At 68.0% G+C, this 20918-nt stretch carries 15 protein-coding genes; 4 read left to right on the plus strand and 11 right to left on the minus strand.

From position 1 onward, the window contains the following. From IEY68_RS11250 to IEY68_RS11295, 10 genes are all read right to left on the minus strand, one after another. Positions 1–422: helix-turn-helix domain-containing protein (locus IEY68_RS11250; RefSeq protein WP_189094216.1), on the minus strand; the 422-nt coding region annotated here is incomplete at its 3' end. A 160-nt stretch (positions 423–582) separates the two neighbouring features. Continuing rightward, the gene (locus IEY68_RS11255) at positions 583–930 is read right to left on the minus strand and encodes a DUF1330 domain-containing protein (protein ID WP_058852932.1); all 348 of its coding nucleotides are present in this window, start codon (positions 928–930) and stop codon (positions 583–585) included. Between the two features lie 97 nt (positions 931–1027). Further along, the gene (locus IEY68_RS11260; RefSeq protein WP_058852931.1) at positions 1028–2029 is read right to left on the minus strand and encodes a TIGR03617 family F420-dependent LLM class oxidoreductase; all 1002 of its coding nucleotides are present in this window, start codon (positions 2027–2029) and stop codon (positions 1028–1030) included. A gap of 169 nt (positions 2030–2198) precedes the next feature. Next, positions 2199–3071, minus strand: a complete 873-nt coding sequence (locus tag IEY68_RS11265) for a hypothetical protein (RefSeq protein WP_058852930.1) — start codon at positions 3069–3071, stop codon at positions 2199–2201. A 444-nt stretch (positions 3072–3515) separates the two neighbouring features. Next, positions 3516–7325 carry a multifunctional oxoglutarate decarboxylase/oxoglutarate dehydrogenase thiamine pyrophosphate-binding subunit/dihydrolipoyllysine-residue succinyltransferase subunit gene (locus IEY68_RS11270; protein ID WP_189094217.1) on the minus strand — a complete coding sequence of 1270 codons (3810 nt, stop codon included), beginning with the start codon at positions 7323–7325 and terminating at the stop codon, positions 3516–3518. A gap of 108 nt (positions 7326–7433) precedes the next feature. Then, a complete protein-coding gene (locus IEY68_RS11275; protein ID WP_058856561.1) occupies positions 7434–11078 on the minus strand; it encodes an ABC transporter ATP-binding protein in 3645 nt (1214 codons plus the stop codon). Positions 11079–11493: 415 nt separating this feature from the next. Beyond that, positions 11494–12276 (minus strand): ABC transporter permease, encoded by a 783-nt coding sequence (locus IEY68_RS11280; RefSeq protein ID WP_058856562.1) that lies wholly within the window; start codon positions 12274–12276, stop codon positions 11494–11496. After that, the gene (locus tag IEY68_RS11285) at positions 12273–13226 is read right to left on the minus strand and encodes an ATP-binding cassette domain-containing protein (RefSeq protein WP_058856563.1); all 954 of its coding nucleotides are present in this window, start codon (positions 13224–13226) and stop codon (positions 12273–12275) included. The genes IEY68_RS11280 and IEY68_RS11285 overlap by 4 nt, the downstream gene beginning before the upstream one ends. Continuing rightward, positions 13223–13996 (minus strand): hypothetical protein, encoded by a 774-nt coding sequence (locus IEY68_RS11290; protein WP_229718755.1) that lies wholly within the window; start codon positions 13994–13996, stop codon positions 13223–13225. Before IEY68_RS11290 ends, IEY68_RS11285 begins: the two co-directional genes overlap by 4 nt. 594 nt (positions 13997–14590) lie before the next feature. Continuing rightward, on the minus strand, positions 14591–15616 hold the full coding sequence (locus IEY68_RS11295) for a glutathione S-transferase family protein (RefSeq protein WP_058856564.1): 1026 nt from the start codon (positions 15614–15616) through the stop codon (positions 14591–14593). Positions 15617–15654: 38 nt separating this feature from the next. Here IEY68_RS11295 and IEY68_RS11300 point away from each other — a divergent pair, with 38 nt between their 5' ends. Both IEY68_RS11300 and IEY68_RS11305 read left to right on the plus strand, forming a co-directional pair. Further along, entirely contained in the window at positions 15655–16449 is a 795-nt protein-coding gene (locus IEY68_RS11300) for an enoyl-CoA hydratase/isomerase family protein (protein WP_058856565.1), read from the plus strand. A gap of 198 nt (positions 16450–16647) precedes the next feature. After that, positions 16648–18000, plus strand: a complete 1353-nt coding sequence (locus tag IEY68_RS11305; RefSeq protein WP_082681604.1) for a class I adenylate-forming enzyme family protein — start codon at positions 16648–16650, stop codon at positions 17998–18000. A gap of 47 nt (positions 18001–18047) precedes the next feature. Here IEY68_RS11305 and IEY68_RS11310 read toward each other — a convergent pair whose 3' ends face one another. Beyond that, entirely contained in the window at positions 18048–18806 is a 759-nt protein-coding gene (locus tag IEY68_RS11310) for a tyrosine-protein phosphatase (RefSeq protein WP_058856566.1), read from the minus strand. 442 nt (positions 18807–19248) lie between these two features. Here IEY68_RS11310 and IEY68_RS11315 point away from each other — a divergent pair, with 442 nt between their 5' ends. Both IEY68_RS11315 and IEY68_RS11320 read left to right on the plus strand, forming a co-directional pair. Then, on the plus strand, positions 19249–19683 hold the full coding sequence (locus tag IEY68_RS11315) for a TetR family transcriptional regulator (RefSeq protein ID WP_229718727.1): 435 nt from the start codon (positions 19249–19251) through the stop codon (positions 19681–19683). A 44-nt stretch (positions 19684–19727) separates the two neighbouring features. Further along, positions 19728–20915: an amino acid deaminase/aldolase gene (locus tag IEY68_RS11320; protein ID WP_082681605.1), complete on the plus strand. Its 1188-nt coding sequence runs from the start codon at positions 19728–19730 to the stop codon at positions 20913–20915. The last annotated feature ends 3 nt before the right edge of the window (positions 20916–20918 follow it).

Here is a 20918-nt window from a genome sequence, read left to right on the forward strand (position 1 = left end):
CAAAACCTGCCACGCCGACCGGCGCTGGTCTGAAACCGAAGCCGGTCCCATATCCGTGACGGTTCAAGGTCCGGTTGGTAGGTCGTCAAGACCCGGGCTGCGGATTCCAGTCCCATGTAGACACTGAAATTAGCCGGAATCACGCTGCCGAATTCGTGCCACCAGGACTTCTCGCCGGTCTCGCGGGCCAGTCCCCGCAACCCCGCCGCTTTCACCTCGTCGATCTCGTAGATCTCGATCAATCCGTCCAGATCGCGTACGCGGATCTTCTGGTTCTGACCCGTTTCGATGCGTTGCAGGCTGCTCTTGCCCCACTCCATGAGTGCCGCCGCTTCCGCGATGGTCAGACCTATCGCCTCGCGCGCCTCGCGCAGATACCGGCCGAGCTGCCGCCTGGTGATACTGCTGTCCCGATCCGTCAAGACCGTCCCCTTTCCGCTGGATGAGAGCTCGGAATCGGAGACAATGCATACTCGCAGTTCAGCAGTGGCGCGCCGGTTTTCGCCGAATTCACGGGTTCCCGTTTCGGATATCCGCGTGTCGAGTAAGTGGGTCGCGCGCCCGCCTGCACAGGCCCAGGAGCTACCCGGCGGGCATGTGCTGCCGCATAGCCGTCGCGGTGGCGGCCGGGTCGTAGTCGGCGGCGACTCCGTCGACCAGGATTATGTCGCCGACGATATGCCGTGATCGCAGCGGTGCGATATCCCGGTAGGCGGGCGAATCCCACCAGGCCCGCGCCTCGTCCATCCCGGGGAACCCGATCACCACGACGAATCCGGGCCAGACGCCCTCCTTCACCTCGTGCTGCGCGGCGTGCACGAGGAACCTGCCGCCGAACGGTTCGAAGGTGGTGGGAATGCGTTCGATGTATTCGGCGATCTCGGGATGCGGATCGGCCGCTTGCAGGTGGGCGATGGCGTAGGCGGTCATGATGTCGTCCTCTCGGTCTGTCCGATGTACCGATCATGGCGGCGTCGGGTCCGCGCGACGATTACCCGAGAGGTAAAGGGATCGGCTACCTGCGGGGTTATCGCCGCAATGCGGTGGTCAGGGCGGCGATCTGGGCGACGGGTGGATCGTAGCCGGGGAAGTAGCAGCACACCCGGTCCGCGAAATCGCCGAAGCGGCGGATGATCTCGGCGGCGCAGTCCTCCGGCGTACCCCGGACCGCCAGGGTGTCGACCATCGGCTCGGAGATCCGGTCGAACATGGTCATGATGTCGCCGGATTTGGAGAGCGCGTTGAGTTCCGGTTGCAACTGTCCCCAGCCCTCGACTTCGAGCACCGGCCGGTATGCCGGGGTCGAACTGTAGAAGGCCAGCAGGCCGCGTACCCCGATCGAGGCTGCCGAGAGCTCCTCCGCCGACCGGCCCATTGCGACGATCACCTGCGGGTAGAGCGGGAATTCGGTGCGACCCGCCCGTTTCATACCCTCCGCCACGGCGGGCAGCGTCCGCTCCCGGAAATGGCGGTGGCTGTGGAAGGGCATCACCAGCAGCCCGTCCGCGACCTCGGCCGCGGTCCGGGTCATCAACGGTCCGAGCGCGCCGAGCAGTACCGGTGGGGCTCCGTACGGATTGGGGCCGGGGACGAAGGTGCTCGGCATCAGGGTGTGCCGGGTGTGCTCGCCGCGGAAATCCAAGGGGGTGCCGTCCTGCCAGGAGGTCAGGATCGTCCGCACCGCGAGTACGATCTCGCGCATCCGGGCCGCCGGAGCCGACCAGGTGGCGCCGTAGCGCTTCTCGATATGCGGCCGGATCTGGGAACCGAGCCCGAGCCGGAAACGCCCACCCGACATCAGCTGCAGATCCCAGGCCGCGTGCGCCAGATGCATCGGGCTGCGCGGCATGGCGATCGCGACATTGGTCATCAGGTCGGTATCGACGCGGCCGGCCACCGCCGCCAAGGGCAGTAACACGTCGTGCGGCCCCTCGAAGGTGAACAGTCCGGCCGCCCCGGCGTCGACGAGGGTTCGGGCGCGTTCGACGCTGCGGTCCGGGCGCGCGTCCAACTGGAGATCGAGCAACATCAGCCCATCCAAGTACACCCGCCGGGTTCCGAACAGGGGCGCCGCCGGCGGCCGGGAGGTCAGAGCGATGGCGGCGCTGCCTGCGCACGCCTGATGCCGGTGTCGCGCGCACGTCCCGAGTCGTGCCCGTCGGCGATATCAGCAGCAGTGCGGTGTCCGTGTTCGCGGATCAGGTTCCGCCGGTGAAGCGCGGATGTCTGTATTCGAGATACTCCGACGTCACCTGCAGGTTCGAGTCCAAGGTGACGCGAGCCTCCATCTCCGGATACGACAGGAAGCCGCCGAACCGCGTCGGTTCGACCCTGGTAGTGGGGTGGACGACTCCGCGCACCGGGCCGATCAGATCGGTCTGCCCGTGCAGGTATTCGGCGATCGACGCAACCAGCGTCGGATCCGTGACGCCGGATTTCTGGGAGACGAGTACCACTGGACGCTGAGAGTCCTTGGCGCTGTTTGTGAGCGCATCGAATTCCGGACTGCGGGCGATCAGGTGACCGAAATCCGAGCCCCCCAGCCGCACCGGTTCCGCACCCGTGCCGCTGTGCTCGAGCATGGCCTCCGCATCGCGAGCGTTGAATTTTCCGACGATAAAGAACGGCCTCGAGTCCCAGTCCTCCGTCAATGAGGACGCTCGTTTGTAATCGGCGTGGGGCAACACCGGGACACGGGTCGTGAAGTGACCGAGCAACTGGCCGTCGGCCCACCGCGCAGCGGATCGATCGTCGGCGGTGCTCGCTGGTATCCGCAGGCCGACAACTTCGCCGTGATCGTTGTGCAACGGCCGTACGACGACCTTGTCCGGATCGATTGCGATGCGCTGCCCGTACAGATCGGTGCCGCGCATCCCCGCTCGATCGAGGATGGTCCCCTCGAATACCCGGCCGGTATCGCTATCGACATGGCTGATACCGGCGGCGGAACGCAGTCCGTCCGCACCGCCCGAAACCGTGCGGGCGATTCCACCGGCCGCCGCGTCGAAGACTTTGGTCACCCGATGCACGATGAGCGGCCCGGCCCGCCTCAGTTCGATCTCGCCTGCCATGCCCAGAAACTTTCCGCCGCACCGATCTCAGGATCGATTGTCCAATACCTCCACCAGCGGCAGCGCCGTTCGGAATGATGAAACACCCCGTGCGCCAGAGTCGGCCGGGTACGCAGTGACCACCGTACCCGGCGCCCATTACTGGGAGCGGAGGAATTCCCATTCCGTCCGAGGTTCCCGGGGAGTTCATAGAGTGGATCAACCGGCGCAGGGCCTCGCGGTGCGTAGCGGACTTCAGGATGCGATCGGCCTCGATAGTGGCCGGCAGTACCGAAACTTCAAGGCCCCTAGCTTGTCCCACAAGGGAAGCGCGGGCGGGATTCCATGAACGCCGGGTATTCGCTGGTCGAGCATTCCCGGCAGGTGACATCCGGAAACGGGCGACGCCGGGCGTGAACTCTTCCGAGGAAGGGTTCACGCCCGGCGTCGGGCAGGCGCCGAGGCTCAGTCGGTGGGCGCGAAGGCCTCCTCGATGATCTCGGCCTGCTCCACCGCGTGCACCTTGCTCGAACCCGAGGACGGGGCCGACATGGCGCGCCGCGAGATACGGCGCAGGCGGCCCAGCCGGTCCGGCAGCAGCTCCGGCAGGTTCAGGCCGAAGAACGGCCACGCACCCTGGTTCGCCGGTTCCTCCTGGACCCAGGCGATCTCGGTGGCGTTCGAGTACCGCTCCAGGGCCTCGTTCAACCGGAACTTCGGCAGCGGGTAGAGCTGCTCGACCCGGACGATGGCGACATCGTCACGCTTGCGCTTGGCCTTCGCGGCGGCCAGCTCGTAGTAGAGCTTGCCGCTGGTGAGCAGGACGCGCTTGACGGCGCCACGATCGCCGATGCCCTGTTCGTAGGTGGGCTCGTCGAACACCGAGCGGAACTTGCTCTCGGTGAAATCCTTCAAATCGCTGACCACGGCCTTGTTACGCAGCATCGACTTCGGGGTGAAGACGATCAGCGGACGGCGGATACCGTCCAGCGCGTGCCGGCGCAACAGATGGAAGTAGTTCGCCGGGGTGGACGGCACCGCCACCGTCATCGAACCCTCCGCGCACAACTGCAGGAAGCGTTCGATACGGCCGGAGGTATGGTCCGGGCCCTGACCCTCGTGCCCGTGCGGCAGCAGCAGCACGACCTCGGACAGCTGACCCCACTTGGCCTCACCCGAGGAGATGAACTCGTCGATGATCGACTGGGCGCCGTTGACGAAGTCGCCGAACTGGGCCTCCCACAGCACCAGCGCGTCGGGATTGCCCAGCGAATAGCCGTATTCGAAGCCGACCGCGGCGAATTCGCTCAGCGCCGAATCGTGCACGGCGAACCAGCCGGGGTTGGCACTGTTGATGTTGTGCAGTGGGGTGTACTCGGCGGCCGTCTTGCGGTCGATGATCACCGAATGCCGCTGGGTGAAGGTGCCGCGTCGCGAGTCCTGGCCGGTGAGGCGAACCGCCCGGCCCTCGTCGATCAGGGTGCCGAAGGCCAGCAACTCGGCGAACGCCCAGTCGACCTTGCCCTCGTAGGCCATATCGCGCCGCTTCTCCAGCACCGGCTGCACCCGGGGATGCACGCTGAAGCCGTCGGGCACATTCAGGAACGCGTCGCCGATCCGCTGCAGCACCGATTTGTCGACAGCGGTGAGCACGGTGGACGGGATCTGCTGATCGTCCTCCACCGATTCGCTCGGGCCCTGCGCGTACTTCTCCAGCTCCCGGACCTCGTTGAAGACCCGCTCCAACTGGCCTTGGTAGTCGCGCAGCGCGTCCTCGGCCTCTTTCAGCGAGATATCGCCGCGGCCGATCAGGCTCTCGGTGTAGCTCTTGCGGACGCTGCGCTTGGTGTCGATGACGTCGTACATGTACGGCTGGGTCATCGACGGGTCGTCGCCCTCGTTGTGACCGCGGCGGCGGTAGCAGATCAGGTCGATGACCACGTCCTTGCGGAACTTCTGCCGGAAATCGACCGCCAGCCGGGCCACCCAGTCGCACGCTTCCGGGTCGTCGCCGTTGACATGGAAGATCGGGGCGCCGATGAATTTGGCGATATCGGTGGAGTACTCGGTGGACCGGCTGTTCTCCGGGGCCGTGGTGAATCCGATCTGGTTGTTCACCACGATGTGGATGGTGCCGCCCACGCGGTAGCCGCGCAGCCCCGACAGGTTCAGGGTTTCGGCCACCACGCCCTGTCCGGCGAACGCGGCGTCACCGTGCAGCATCAGCGGTACGACGGAGAAGCCCTCCGGGCCGTCGCCCTTGTCCAGCAGGTCCTGCTTGGCGCGCGCCAGGCCCTCGAGCACCGGGTCGACCGCTTCCAGATGCGACGGGTTGGCGGTCAGCGAGACCTCGATCTCGTTGTCACCGAACATCTGCAGGTAGTTGCCGCGGGCACCGAGGTGGTACTTCACATCGCCCGAGCCGTGGGTGGCGGCCGGGTTCATATTGCCCTCGAACTCGGTGAAGATCTTCGAATAGGGCTTACCCACGATATTGGCCAGCACATTGAGCCGACCGCGGTGCGGCATGCCGATGATCACCTCGTCCAGCGCGTACTCGGCGCACTGGTCGATCACGGCGTCCATCATCGGGATGACGGTTTCGGCGCCCTCCAGCGAGAAGCGCTTCTGGCCGACGTACTTGGTCTGCAGGAAGGTCTCGAACGCCTCAGCCGCGTTGAGCCGGTTCAGGATGTACTTCTGCTGGGCGACGGTCGGCTTGACGTGCTTCTGCTCGACCCGGTCCTGCATCCACTTGAGCTGATCTTCCTCGAGGATGTGGGTGTACTCCACACCGACGTGGCGACAGTAGGAATCGCGCAGCACCGACAGCACATCGCGCAGCTTCATCCGCTCTTCGCCGTGGAATCCGCCCACGTTGAACTCGCGGTCCAGATCCCACAGGGTGAGGCCGTGCTGGATGACATCCAGGTCGGGGTGGCTGCGGAACTTGTCCTTGACCAGGCGCAGCGGATCGGTATCGGCCATCAGGTGACCGCGGTTGCGGTAGGCGGCGATCATCTCCAGCACGCGGGTGCTCTTGTCGACGCCGCGTTCCTTGATGTCCTTGCGCCAGCGGATCGGCTCGTACGGCACGCCCAGACCGTGGAAGATCTCGTCGTAGAACTCGTCGGCGATCAGCAGTTTGTGCACGGTGCGCAGGAAATCACCGGACTCCGCGCCCTGGATGATGCGGTGATCGTAGGTGGAGGTCAGCGTCATGAGCTTGCCGATACCGATATCGGCGATCCGCTCGTCGCTCATACCCTGGAACTCCGCCGGGTACTCCATGGCGCCGGCGCCGATGATCGCGCCCTGCCCCTGCATCAGCCGCGGTACGGAGTGCACGGTGCCGATGGTGCCCGGATTGGTCAGCGAGATGGTGACCCCGCTGAAGTCCTCGGCGGTCAGTTTGCCGTCGCGGGCCCGGCGGACGATGTCCTCGTAGGCGGTGTGGAACTGACCGAAGGTCATATCCTCAGTGCCCTTGATCGCCGCGACCACCAGGGACCGGCTTCCGTCCTTACCGGGCAGGTCGATGGCCAGACCGAGGTTGGTATGCGCGGGGGTGACCGCGTTCGGCTTACCGTCGACCTCGGCGAAATGCCGGTTCATGTTCGGGAACGCCTTGACCGCCTGCACGATCGCGTAGCCGAGCAGGTGGGTGAAGGAGATCTTGCCGCCCCGGGTACGGGCGAGATGGTTGTTGATGACCAGTCGGTTGTCGATCATCAGTTTGGCCGGAACGGCCCGCACGCTGGTAGCGGTGGGGATGGTCAGCGAGGCCGCCATGTTCTTTGCCACCGCGGCGGCAGCGCCGCGCAGTACCTTCTTCTCGTCTGCGGCAGGAGCCGGCTTCGGCGCGCCTGAAGTGGGGGCGGCATTGGAAACCGGGGCCGGAGTCGTCTGCGGGGCACGCTGCTGCGCGGCGGCCGCGGTGGTCCGTGCGGCGGCGGTGGCCGCCGGGGCCTCCTTGGGCGCGGCCGCCGGTGCGGCGGTGCGGGCCGGAGCCGTAGGCGCGGTGGCGCGCGACGCGATGGACGCGCTCTCGGCGGGTACCGGGGCCGGAGCCGAGTTCACGGCCGAGGATGCCGGAGCCGATGGGGTGTTGCCGGGGTCACCGGCGATCTCGGGGGTGTAGTCGGCGAGGAACTCGTGCCAGCTGGCGTCGACCGAGGATGGATCCTGTTTGAACTTCTGATACATCTCGTCGACCAGCCACTGGTTCTGACCGAACTGGGATTTTGAGCTGCTCACAGCAGGTGTTCGCCTCATTCCGTTCTTCGCGCTGCGACGTTTGTGACGTGCCCGGCACCGGGCATCGGTGGATGGGTACCGATACGCCCTGAAGACGAGGATATGCCCCCGTGCACATCCACTCGGTCACCGACCACCGGACAATCCCGACCTCGTTGTTGACGACTCGTCCTCGACCGAGAATATTCCTTCGCCGCTTCCGGCCGCTGTCCAGAGGCGGGCATAGTGCCCACCGGCCGCCACGAGATCGGCGTGTGTACCGGCTTCCACGATCCGGCCGTGCTCCACGACGGCGATCCGATCGGCGCGCGCGGCCGTCGCGAGGCGATGCGCGACGACGACGGTCGTGCGGTTACGAGCCAGCGATCCGGTCGCGGCCAGCACTTTCTCCTCGGTATCGGGGTCCAGGGTGGCGGTCGCCTCGTCGAGCAGCAACAGATCCGGGTCGACCAGCTGGGCGCGGGCGAGCGCGATGAGCTGCCGCTGACCCGCCGAGAGGCCGCGGCCGCGTTCGCCCACGGGCCGGTGGAATCCGCCGGGCAGTCCGGCGATCATCTCCCGCGCGCCCACCGCGCGCGCGGCTTCCTCGATCTCCGCTTCGGTCGCGAAAGGTTTCCCGAATGCAATGTTGCTCGCGATATCGCCGGTGAAGAGGTGAGCTTCCTGCGGGACCATCCCGAGCCGGGACCGGTAGCGGTCCAGGCGGTAGTCGCGGATATCGATGCCGTCCACCCGGATCGCTCCGGTATCGGTGCCGGAGAGGTCGTAGAGGCGGGCGAGCAGTTTGACGATGGTCGACTTTCCGGCGCCGGTCGCGCCGACCAGGGCCAGCGATCGACCGGGCGCGACCGCCAGGTCCACGTCGTCGAGAGCGGGACGCTCGGTCCCCGGGTAGCGGAACCGCACCGAATCCAGTGCGAGTTCTCCCCGCAGACCCCCGGCGATCGGGTCGGCGCCGGGCGGATCCGCCCGGATGGACGACGGTGTGCGCAGCAGATCGCCGATCCGGCGCAGACCCACGCGGGCCTGCTGGTAACCGTCGAAGACCTGGGACAACTGCTGGATCGGGCCGAACAGCAGTTCCAGATAGAGAACGAAGGCGATCAGGGTGCCGGTGCTGGTGGTGCCCGCGGCCACCGCGTGCGCACCGCTGAACACCACGAGCGCCAGCGCCAGATCGGTCCACGACGCCACGAACGCGAAATACAGTGCGATGGCGCGCTGGGCGCGCATCCGGCTGCGGCGGTACTTCGCCGAGTACTCCGCGAACCGATGTGCCGCGAGTCGTTCGTGCCGGTTGGCCTGCACCGCCCGCAGTCCGGCGATGTTCTCCTGGAAATCGGCGTTGACCGTGGAGACGCGTTCCCGGGAGACGGTGTAGGCCACCGAGGAGACCCGGCGGAACACCACCGTGGCGATGATCAGCGGGGGTAGCACACCGAGCAGCACCACCAGAGCGAGCTGTAGATCGATCACCACCAGAGCGACCGCGATACCCGCCAGTGACAGCACGCTCACCAGTGCGGTGGACACTCCGGTCTGCAGGAACGTCGACAGGGCGTCCACATCGGTGGTCATCCGGGTCATGATCCGGCCGGACAGTTCGCGCTCGTAGTAGTCCAGACCGAGTCGTTGCAGGTGGGCGTAGCTGCGGACACGTAATCCGTACAGCACCCGCTCGCCGGTGCGGGAGGTGAGCAGGGTGGTCGCCCCGGCCACTACCCATCCGGCGAGCACCAGTCCGGTGCCGAGCACGGCCGACCAGGTGAGCGCGGACGGTTCGGCGCCGGTGACCCCGGCGTCGATCGCATGGCGCACCAGCGGCGGGAAACCGATCCCGATCAGCGCGTCGAGCGCGAGCAACGCCACCGAAGCCAGCACGAGTGTCCGCACCGGCCACAGCAGCCGGCCCAGCCGGAAACCCGGATCCGGTTCGCGGATCCTGGACTCGTCCAATCCCGGTTGCTCGGTGGCCGCGGGGAGTCGTTCGATGGCGCGCCGCAGTTCGGGTGTCGCGCTGAGGTCGGCCGTGGGGGCGAATCGGTCGGCCGCCGCGGCGGAGGGCAGCCGGTCGGCCACGTACACCGGCCCGGCGACGGCGACAGTATCCGGCTCGGGCAGGCGGATCACCCGGTCGGCGTGGGCCAGGGTGGATTCGCGGTGAGCCAGGATGATCGTGGTGCGGGCACCCTGATCGGGCAGGGCGCCGAAGATGGCGGCCTCGGTCACCGCGTCCACGGCGGAGGTGGCGTCGTCGAGCACGAGGATGCGCGGCCGGGCCAGCAGCGCCCGGGCCAGCGCGATGCGCTGGCGCTGCCCACCGGACAGTGTGAGGCCGCGTTCGCCGACCACGGTGTCGTAGCCGTCGGGGAGTTGTTCGATGAACTCGTCGGCCGCGGCCTGCCGCGCGGCGTCCCGGATCTCGGCGTTGGTGGCGTCGGGGCGGCCGAGCGCGATATTGGCGGCGACACTGGAGCTGAACAGGAACGGGTCGTCGAAGACCACGCCGACCGCGGCCCGCAGCTGTGCGGCCGATACATCGGCGATATCCACCGGCTGCGCGCTATCGGTGCCCAGGAGCTGTATCCGTCCGGCGTCGGGCGCGTAGAACCGGGGCAGTAGCAGTGACAGGGTGGTCTTGCCCGACCCCGCCGGGCCGATGATCGCCACCGTCTCACCCGGGCGTACCCGCAGGTCGAGATCGCGCAAGACGGGTTGCGCGGAGTCGAAGCCGAAGGTGACGCCGTCGAGTTCGATACCCAGCGGGCCGTCCGGCACCGGGACCGGCCGCGGCGGATCGGCCACCGCCGGACCCGCGTCGATCACCTGGTACACCCGTTCGGCGGCGGCCCGGGTGAGCTGAGCCATGATGATCACCGAGGCCATGGTGCGGGCGGTGGTGGTCATGGTGGTGACGTAGGCGCTGAACGCGAGGAAGGTGCCGAGACCGATCTGGCCGTGCAGTGCCAGCCAGCCGCCGACGGCGATCACGACCACCAGACCGGCCTGCGGGATCGCCGCCAGGGTGGGGGAGAAGCGGGCATTGATCCCGGCCGCGCGCATCCGCTCGGCGAACAGCCGGCGCCCGTGCTGTTCGAGCACATCGACCATGCGGGCTTCCTGGCCGAACCCCTTCACCACGCGGACCCCGGTGACCGTCTCCTCGACGTGCTGGGCGAGTTCGGCGGCCCGCTGCTGGGCCGACCACGTCGCGGCGTGCAACCTGGGTCGCATCCGGTACACCACCACGATCACCAGCGGCACCATCAGCAGTGCCACCGCGGCCAGCGGCGGGGAAAGCCACAGCATCACCCCCGCGGCGAGCACGAATTGCAGGAACGACATCCCCGAGAGCGGGGCCATCGCCAGCAGCGACTGCACCAGCTGCAGATCGGTGATCGAACGCGAAACCACCTGCCCGGTGCGCAACGCGTCCTGCCCGGCGCCGTCGAGCCGCTGCAACGATCCGAGCAACTGCAACCGCAACCCGTGCTGGACGTCCAGCGATAGTTTTCCGGCCAGCATCCGCCGCCCGAACGAGGCGGCGAACCGACCCGCCGCGAGCACGGCCAGCAGCCCGGCGACGATACCGATCACCCGGGCGGCGCCGCTCGTCGCCGAATCGACAGCCCATTTGGTGAGCAGCGGTGCGATGATCTCGGCCGCCGCGCCGGCCACGAGGGCCAGCGCGATACCGGCCAGCGTGCCGCGATAACGCCGGCACTCCGACCACAGCCTGCGGAGCCATCCCCGACGCGCGCCGCCGCTCATGTTCCCCCTTCACCTCGACCTGTCATCGACCATAACGACGCCCGGTGACACGGTCTTGTTCCCGGGCAGCCGGCTCAGTAGGGCCCCGACAGTGGCGCCGTCGATACGGTCGGGCCCGCCCCCGGTTCTGGAGCGACAGGGCAAAGGAGCGCAGTGACCGAGCGGCGTGTGCGCCCCGCCGTCCATAGATCGGCGACCATTGAGGACTTACCGTGTCGTGAACCTACCCAGGTGATCAGGCCGCACGTCCGCGCATACCTTCCGTCTACTCCGGACGGTCGGCGTTCGTAGTCGGGGCCCGCCCCGGTTCTGGAGCGACGAAGCGAAGGAGCGCAGCGACTGAGCGAAGGAGTGAAGAACCGGGGTTAATAGGGCCCCGACCCGCGGCGCCGCAGGCGCCGCAAATAAACACAGCTCACAGTTCGGCCCGGCGCAGTGACCACCATCCGGCCGCGCCGACCCCGATGGACCACAGCAGCAGCACCACGATCGCCGCCGGGGCGGGGGCCAGCAGATCGCTGTCGGCGAACGACCCGGCCAGTACGGTGCTCAGCGTGGCCGACCCGGGCAACAGGGTCGCCACGCCCGGCAGGCCGATACCCGCGGTCACCACCCACAGCAGCGGTTCGGCGAGCAGGACCCAGACCAGGACCGCGCCCACCGCCAGCGCCGGTGAGCGCAGCAGCAGCCCGATCCCGGTACCGATCACCGCCCAGCACACCGCCGCGAGCAGTCCGCCGCCGAGTACGGCGAACAACGCGGCCGTGATCTCGAATTTATCGCGGCCGAACAGCAGCAGGCAGACCCCCGCCACGATCTCCACCGCCAGGGCGGCCACGAACGCGGCCGCGGCGGTCACCAGATATTTCGACCCGGCCAGCCGGTCCCGGTCCACGGTGAACAGCGCGGTGATCACCAGAGTGTTGTGCTGGTGTTCGCCCGCCGCCCCCGCGGCCCCGAACCCCGCCGCGGCCACGATCACCGCGAACAGCGCCAGGTAGAGACCGATGGTGGCTGTGCCGGTCACCGGCTCGCCCTCCGGATCGAGCGGTCCGGCCAGAATCGCGGTCACCGAGGCGGCCACGATCGCCGTGGCGATCACCGTTGCGGCCAGCACCCGCGTGTGGCGCAGGGTCAGTATTTTGCGGTACTCGGACAGGACCGGCGGGATCAGTTCCGCTGGTACGACGTCGATCATCGGGCAACCCCGTACGGCAGAGAGGCGGGCGGCGGCATACCGGGGCCCACCGGACGCGGCGCGGCAGCGCGGGTCAACGAGGCGAGCACCCGGTCGGGATGGATCCGGTCGGGGACTATACGGTGCAGCCGGACATCGGCGGCGCGGGCGGCGGCCACGATATCGTCCTCGGTCGCGTCGGCCACGGCCAGCTGTTCGTCGGGCCGGATGACCGCGTCGGTGAAACCGCGCGCGGCGAGTGCGGTGGCGATCGCGATGGACGACGAGGACGCCACCACCAGCCGGTCCGGGTTGCGCCGCCGCAATCGCGCCGGGCTGCCCTGATAGGCCACCGACCCATTGCTCAGCACCACCAGATAGTCGGCGATCGGCAACGCGGTCACCAGACTCGGCGCGGTGAACAGCACCGTGCCACCGCGCCGGGTGTGATTACGCAGGAAACCCTGTAACCAGGACAATTCGCCGAGCTGCATACCGGCGACGGGATCGTCGAGGACCAGTAGCCGTGGGTCGGGCAGCAGGGCTGTCGCCAGGGCGGCGCGGGTTTGTTCGCCGGGCGTGAGGTCGTCGGGGACGGTACCGGCACGATCGGTGAGGCCGGTGGTCTCCAGCACCGCGCGCACCCGGCTGTCCGGGCATCCGGCCGCGGCGGCGTACACCCGGAGATGGTCGCGGACCGTGCGGCGCGGGTGCAGACCGCGTGGTGCGAGCACGGCGCCCACCGCCGAACTGCTGCGGCCGCCGGCCAGGGTGACCGATCCGGCCGTCGGCGGGAGCAGACCCAGCAGAATCCCGGCCACGGTCGATTTCCCGGACCCGGGCGGCCCCACCAGCGCGGCGCAGGTCCCCGTCGCGATATCGAACGAGATGTCCTGGGCGCCGATACTGAAATCCTCGTACCGCTTCGTCAGACCCCGGACCGTGATCGCCGGGAGCGCCGCGGGGGTCACCGGGACCCGGCCGGGGGCTGGTTCCCGGGCCGGCGCACGACGGCCTCGTGCTGCGGCATATGCGGATCGCCCTGGGACAGGGACTTTCTCGGCTGCTCCAGCGCGGGCGGCACCTCGGCGTCGATCACCATCTCGTCGGCGAAATACGCCGGTGCGGACCCGAACGCCTTGCGCGCGTTGTTGATCGTCGACTTACCCAGGGCCCGGTTACCGATCCCGCCGATCACGGCGCCGATCCCGGCCGGAACCACCTTGCCCGCCATCAACGCGGCGCGTTTGGTGAGGAACCGCACGATGAACCGCTTCACCAGCGAATCGTTCATCCCCGCCAGGCCGGGGATCTTGTTCGCGAAAACGGTGCCCCAGTTCTTGGCCGAGGTACCGACACTCTTCTGGACGATTTCCATCCCGCTGTCGCCAAGCACTACCGCGAGCACCAGCGCCCGCCGCTGCTCGATATCCTCGGGCCGGACGCCGTGCACCGACGCCACGGCGAGAGTGAACAGCGCGGATGCCTCCATGAAGAAGGTGGTCTCCGCGCTCACCGCCGCCAGCGCGGCGAGTGTGCCCACTCCGGGAATCGCGGCCGATGCCCCGACCGCGCTACCGCTTCCGGTCACTGCCAGCAGATACTGGCGTTCCAGCCGCTCGACGAGCTGCGCGGGCGACTCGTCGGGATGAGCGCGCCGCAAACGTGCCACGTACTTGGCGACGGCGGGTGCTTGTAGCCGGGAACCGTGGTCCAGCGCCTCGACCACGGCCTTTTCCAATGCCCCGTTACGCACGGCGTCATCCCTCCTCTCGGCCTCTGTGCACTGTATGGCACGGCGGCCGTATGTTCGCTCTGACTTTTAACGGACTACCCGGGCTGCGGGTTCCGAAGCTGTGTTTATTTGCGGCGCCTGCGGCGCCGCGGGGCGGGGCCCTATTAACCCCGGTTCTTCACTCCTTCGCTCAGTCGCTGCGCTCCTTCGCTACGTCGCTCCAGAACCGGGGCGGGCCCCGCCTACGAAGGCTGACGGTCCGGGATTGGCGGAAGTTGGGTTCGGTTGGGAGAAATGAGGGTGCTCGTGAAGTGGTGAGTCGGCGGCTTGGTCGTGAAGGAGTGAAGTGGGCCAGCGCGTGAAGGTGACGTGTGAGCCGTTTCGTGAAGGTGCTGCGATTTCGGCGCGCCGGCGCGTGGGGGCGAGGCTTCCTCGGTCTCGCCGTCCAGGCCTCGGGACTCGCGCTTCGCGCTTCGTGCGGCCGACCGTCCGAGGAATGCGAACCGTTGAGTACCTCCTGCCGAAGGCGAGACGGGCCTCAACCCTTTGCGGTGTCTCGTGGAACTCGACGCGTGGGGTTGCGTCGGCATTCGACATCGATCACCTGGCGCTGTGCTCCGCTGGGACCGTCTCGTCCGGCGTAGGTGGTGGCGGGGGTGTGCCGTCGCCGAAGGGGCGTCCGCCGAGGGCTTCGCGGCTGTGGGGGGTCAGCCAGTTGGAGAGGCCCGGGCCTTTGGGGACCACCCGGGTCGGATTGATATCCGTGTGGACCTTGTAGTAATGGTCCTTGATCTGGGCGAAGTCGATGGTGTCGCCGAAGCCGGGGGTTTGGAACAGGTCTCGGGCGTAGGCCCACAGCACGGGCATCTCGCTGAGTTTGCTGCGGTTGCATTTGAAATGGCCGTGGTAGACCGGGTCGAACCGGGCCAGGGTGGTGAACAGCCGGATATCGGCTTCGGTGATGGTGTCGCCGACGAGGTAGCGCTGTCCGGTCAGGCGCTCCGACAGCCAGTCCAAGGCGGTGAAGAGCCGGTCGTAGGCTGCGTCGTAGGCGTCCTGGGCGCCGGCGAAACCGCATCGGTAGACGCCGTTGTTGACTTCGCGGAAGACGCGGGCGTTCACCTCGTCGATCTCGGCGCGCAGAGCTTCGGGGTACAGCTCGGGCGCTCCGTCGCGGTGATACTCGGTCCATTCGAGCGAGAAGTCGATGGTGATCTGCGCGTAGTCGTTGGTGACGACCTGCCCGGTCGGCACGTCCACGATCGCCGGGACCGTGATGCCGCGCGGGTAGCCGGGGAAGCGGGCCAGGTAGGCGTCGCGCAGGCGGGGGATCTTCAGGACCGGGTCGACCCCGCCCGGGTCCAGGTCGAAGGTCCAGCTCAGCTGGTCGTGGGTGGGGCCGCACAGGCCCAGCGATATTGCCGATTCCAGGCCGAGCAGGCGGCGCGCGATCAGGGTGCGGTTGGCCCACGGGCAGGCGCGAGCGGCGACCAGCCGGTACCGGCCCGGTTCGACCGGGTAGCCGTCGCGGCCCTCGGCGGTGATCCGGGTGGTGATGTAGTTGGTGTCGCGTTTGAATTCGCCCGGTTCGACGTAGGTGCCCTGTGCGGTTTCCGAATCGGTCATAGCACCAGTCTCGCAGGGCCGGCCAATAAGCTGACGGTATGAGCGCTACCGAACGCACCCGGCTGGAACGTACGGTCACCGAGGGCGGTGCCGAAGTCGCTACGTTGACGTTGGCGAGCCCGCCCCTGAACCTGTTCGACCAGGCCATGTTCGATGCGCTGGTCGCCGATATCGCAGCGTTGTCGGCGTGGCCGCCGCGGGCGGTGCTGATCCGGGCCGAGGGCAAGGTGGTCTCGGGCGGGGTGGATGTGCACACCTTCGACGGCCTCACCACCGAACAGGGCGTGCGGCTGTGGCAGGACCTGTTCGACCGGATCAGCCATCCGATCGAGGCGCTGCCGTGTCCGGTGATCTTCGCCGCGCACGGGCTCACCCTCACCGCCGCGTTCGAGATCGCGCTGGCCTGTGACCTGATCCTCGCCGCGCCGAAGGCGAAGTTCGGGTTGGTGGAGATCGTGGTGGGATTGACCCCGTCGATGGGCGGGCCGCAGCGCCTGGCCGAACGGGCCGGTTCCGGGCGAGCGCGCGAACTGGTGATGACCGGCGATCTGTACGGCGCGCAGACCATGCGCGAATGGGGGGTGGTGAACCAGATCCACGAGGATCTCGATACCGCGGCGGTCGCGCTGGCCCACCGGCTGGCCGACGGTCCGACGCGCGCGCACGCCGCGACCAAACGGATTGTGGAGGCGTGGCGGTCGGGCGGGGTGGCACACGCGGATTCGGTGACTCCTCAGGTCTCCGGCGAATTGTTCGAAACCGAGGATCTGCCGCAGGCGGTGCGCAGTTTCCTGGAGTTGGGCCCCGGCCGGGCGACCTACCGGGGGCGCTGACACGACGCGAACGCCGTACCGAGGCCGCCGCCGGATCGGGCGCCGGCCGGTTCCCGGCAGTCCTGCGGACGAACGGTCGACGCCACCCGGTATGACGATTCGGTAATCGATTCCGGCGATTCGGTGACTCCGCACCCGTATTTGTGATCTGCGTCATATAGTCACAGGTGCCTGACTGTTCGACTGTGCGGAGGTCCGATGCAAGCCGGTACGACCACGATCATCGGGCCCGCGAGCCGTCCCTGCGCGGCCGGCGAGCGGACCGGTGGTCCGCCCGGAGTACGTCCGGATCTGGTGGAGTTCCATATCGTCGACGCCGGTACCACGGCCCCGCTGTCCCGGGGCGCGGACGGGATTCTGCGCTACGGCAACCTCAGTCCCGCCCTCACCGAACTGCTCGATCTACAGGTTCACGCGTTCTCCAACCGGGAGGCGGTGGTCGAGGTCGGGGGCGGCCGGCTCACCTACCGGGAGCTGTGGCATTCGGCTTCGCGGGTGGCCGGTGGGCTCCAAGAGCACGGGATCGGCTACGGCGACCGGGTCGCTGTGCATATGCCGCCCGGTGTGCGCTGGGTCCAGGCGTTCCTCGGAGCGCTGCTCAGCGGCGCGGTGCCGGTGCTGGTCCATCACGGTTTGCCGGGTGAGCTGGCCGACCGGGTCATCGCCGACAGCGATGCCGATTTCGTATTGGGCGCGCCCGATCGGGGATGCGGTGCCACCCGCAGCGATAACCGCTGGGTCGCCGATCTGCCCGACGGCGCCGCTTTCATCGACGACGGCGCGGCGCTCAACGATCTCGGATTGCTCTGCTACACCAGTGGCGCCGGGGCGAACGGGGTCCCCACCGGGGTCGAACTCACCAACGAGAATCTGCTCTCGGCCATCCGATCCATGGTGGCCGCCCTGGATCTGCCGACCGACGGTCTGCGGAATCTGGTGTTGCAGCCGCTGGCCTACGCCAGCGGCTGCGTCGACCAGTTGCTGCCGACATTCGCCGTAGGAGGCACCGTCGTCCTGGCACACGAGATGGGCGGCGTCGCGGAGGCGATCGCCACCGAGGGTGTGGACACGCTCGCCACCAATACCCGCATACTCGGCGGCCTGCTGCCGGAGCTGGCCGCGAGCCGGGCCGCTGGGTTGTGTACCGAGCGGGTGATCCGAATCAGCACGGCAGGTCACCGCGCCGATACGGTCGAGACCGGCGATCCGGGACCGGCCGGCCTCGGCGAGGTCTTCCCCTCCGCCCGCCAGTGGTCGGTGTGGGGTGCCACCGAGACCAGCGGTATCGGACTCGCCCTGGGGCCCACGGCCGGACCTGCCGCGGATGCCGACGGTGCCGTATTGGGCTTCCCGTTCGGCGGCACCGAACTCGCGCTGTGCGGGCCGCTCGCCGCCTCGGGTCACGGCGAGCTGTTGTGCCGCGGCCCCAATGTGACCAGGCGCTACTGGAACGATCCGCAGCGCACCGCCGATCGCTTCACCGGCAGCTGGTTCCATACCGGCGATCATGTGAGCATCGGCGCCGACGGTCTGGTCCGGCGCGGCGCCTGAGGGCCGGCCGGACTGTCGTTCCCGTAGTCGTTCCCGCGGGTCGGGGGTCAGGCGAGCAAGCGTTCCCGCAGTCGATCGCGCAGATCGGGGGTCAGGCCCACCGCGGTCAGGTAGGACTCGAAGTCGCCGTGCAGTTCGATACCGGACTCCAGGCCCGCCCGCAGGTACTCCTCGCGCACCTCGAGAACGGCCTGGGGCAGGTCCGCGCCCAGTTCGTCTTTCAGTGACGTGCGCAGTTCGGCCACGGCCTGGTTGCTCAGCATGTAGTCGCCGAGGATCTCGGACTCGCCGACCCCGACCGCTCGCAGCAGGGTGGCGATGGTCCAGCCGGTGCGGTCCTTGCCGGCGGCGCAGTGGACGAGGACCGCACCGCGGTCGGCGACGATCGCCTCGGCGAGTGCGGTGATGGCGGCGTGGGCCTCGGGCCGGGCCGGGAAATTGCGGTACACATCCATCATGTAGGCGAGGGCGGCGCCCGGCGCGTTCTGGCGGTTGGCGCCGGCTTCGTGCGGCGGGGCGGTGACCGATCCGTCGTCGAAGGGGGTGATGCGCGAGCGGATCTCCGCGGGCAGCCGGTCGGCGCCGGCGCGCTCGATCTCCCGGTGCCCACGCAGATCGTGCACCGCGCCGACGCCCAGTTCCCGGAGCGCGGTGTGGCCGGCGTCGTCGAGCCGGCTGAGCTGGGCCGAACGGAGCAGGACTCCGTGCTTGGTGGTCCCGCCGCCGCTGATGCGCAATCCGCCGAGATCTCGAAAGTTGAATGTGCCGCTGATCCGGAGATGCCCGGCGAGGGGAGAACTTGTCACCGCATCAGGCTAACCGGCGTTCGATCGGGGGCGCTGTGTGATGCCGCACAGCCGTCGGGGATCGGCCGGGGGTGGTCGTAGACTTGCCGATGGTCTCTGTCATGAGGCGCTAGGGCGGTGCGGGTAGATCTCGCCGGGCCCGGCCCAGGGTGGGCCGGGAGTGCGCGCATCGAGGTTCCGGGTAGGCGGTAGCGGTCCCGACGGGGGCCGTCAAAACAGTCTTCGGGTATGAGTTTCCCGTTGTAACTGTTCTCAAACCCTGAAAACCTTCTAATATTGAGAAGACGGACCGTTTAGGCAGCCAGTTCCCGACCAATGCCTACTCGATCCGGCCGGCCGCTCCGGCGTCGAATATTCGGCCCGGGTGTGTGCGAGTTGTTTGCCGAGGGAGCTTGCGTTGGGCGTACGTGGAGAAATAGCGGAGGTTCGGATTCGATCAGCCGTGCGTGAAGCGGTCGATCATGCAGACGCGGTACTGGATATCACCGGATTACGGGCGTTGCGGGTGTTGTTGCACGCCGGGACGAGTGCCTATTGGCCGCTGGTCAAGTCGACGCCGGTGCAGCAGATCCACGCGTATTCGAAGACCGTGCAGTCTCTGTGTCGACACTGGGATTCCGGTTCGGACTACGCGCCCGATCCGGTGATCTCCGAACGGCAGCGCGCTCAGCAGCGCGATGTGATCGAGTGGCTGGAGCTGTGTGCCGCCCGGTCGGGTACGCGCTGGATCGAACCGGTCGAGTCGGTGGCCTCTTACGTGATGATGGTGGTCCAGGGTTCGGTGCTGCGGTGGCTGGCCGATTGTGACGACGAGGTCGTCCTGGTGGCCTTCGACGATCTGGTGTCCAATCTGGTCACCCGGGCGGTCGACGCCTGATACCCGTGCGATAGAGCTGGACGTTTGACCAGTCCAATGGTTGAGTGGTCGGGGTGAGCGCGACCTCGCCGATTGCCCCCTTGCACGCGGCCACCGCCGATCTCGATCCGCCGCTGGCCGCCGTGGACCTACCGGTGTTGCGCGCCAATGCGGCGGACCTCGTTCGCCGGGCCTCCGGGCGGCCCATCCGGGTGGCCAGTAAATCGGTGCGCTGCCGTGCCGTCCTCGAAGAGGTGCTCGGTGCCGGGCTGACCGCCGCGGGCGGTTTCGCCGGCCTCATGTCGTATTCGCTCGCCGAGGCGATCTGGCTGGCCCGCCGGGGTGCTCGTGACGTACTGCTCGGATACCCCAGCGCCGATCGCGCGGCGCTGGCCGAACTCGGCGCCGATCCCGAACTGCTCGAGGCGATCACTCTGATGGTCGACGACAGCGCGCAGTTGGACTTGATCCGGGCCGCGCTCGGCAGCTCCACCGTTCATCCGCGCGTCTGCCTGGATGTGGACGCGTCATTGCGTATCGGGCCTGTGCACCTGGGAGTGCGCCGGTCGCCGGTCCGGACGCCGGAACAGGCTGCCGAACTGGCCCGGACGGCGCGCTCCCGGGGCTTCCGCGTGGTCGGGCTGATGACCTACGAGGCGCAGATCGCCGGGCTCCCGGACACCTCGCTGCCGGTGCGGCTGGTGAAGAAGGCGTCTGCCCGGGAGATCGGCCGGCGCCGGGGCGCGGTCCTGGACGCGGTGCGGTCGGTGACCGGGCCGCTGGAGATCGTGAACAGTGGGGGCACCGGCTCCATCGAATTGTCCGCCGCTGCCGAGGGCGTCACCGAGATCACCGCGGGATCGGGTCTGTACGTACCGACGCTGTTCGACGACTATCGGTCTTTCCGGCCAAGTCCCGCACTGTATTTCGCGCTCCCTGTACTCCGGCGGCCCGCATCCGGAATAGCTACGGTATTCGCCGGGGGATATATCGCATCCGGTCCGGCCGGAGCCTCTCGCGTTCCGAAACCGGTGTGGCCGAAGGGATTGCGTCTATTGGGCACCGAAGGGGCGGGAGAGGTGCAGACACCGCTGTCCGGGGCCGCCGGACTGTCGGTCGGCGACCGGGTCTGGTTCCGGCACGCCAAGGCCGGTGAACTGTGCGAACGGTTCGATCGACTGTATCTGGTGGACGGTGACGGTACCCGGGTCGCGGTACCGACCTATCGCGGCGAAGGGAAATGTTTCGGATGAGCG

Origin of the sequence: Nocardia jinanensis (assembly GCF_014645735.1) — a bacterium.
Lineage (GTDB): Bacteria > Actinomycetota > Actinomycetes > Mycobacteriales > Mycobacteriaceae > Nocardia > Nocardia jinanensis.